Raw genomic sequence first — 512 nt, 5'->3', positions numbered from 1 at the left:
TCCCGGGACAACGTCTCCGTGAAGGTCAACGCCGTACTCTACTTCCGGGTGGTCGACCCGGAGCGTGCGGTGATCTACGTCGAGGACTTCTTCGCCGCGACCAGCCAGCTCGCCCAGACCACGCTGCGCTCGGTACTCGGCCAGCACGAGCTCGACGAGATGCTCGCCGAACGCGAGAAGCTCAACGCGGACATCCAGGAGATCCTCGACGAGCAGACGGACGCCTGGGGCATCAAGGTTGCCAATGTCGAGATCAAGCACGTGGACATCGACGAATCCATGATCCGTGCCATCGCCCGGCAGGCCGAGGCGGAGCGCAACCGGCGAGCGAAGATCATCAACGCCGAGGGCGAGAACCAGGCCGCCGAGCAGCTGGTCGCCGCCGCGGCGCGCATCGCCACCCAGCCGGAAGCCCTGCAGCTGCGCTACCTCCAGACGCTCTCGGACATCTCGGCGCAGAGCCAGAGCACGGTGATCCCGCTCCCCCTGGACGGACTCCGCAGCGTCTTCGG

The 512-nt window shown here is 66.8% G+C and carries 1 protein-coding gene; it reads left to right on the top strand.

The features are described 5' to 3' along the window. Nucleotides 1-512: slipin family protein (locus G7A99_RS24615; RefSeq protein ID WP_163144704.1), on the top strand; the 512-nt coding region annotated here is incomplete at both ends.

Source organism: Arhodomonas sp. KWT (genome assembly GCF_010993615.1).
Note: the sequence above shows the minus strand (reverse complement) of the source record. Positions and strands in the feature narration are given on the sequence as shown.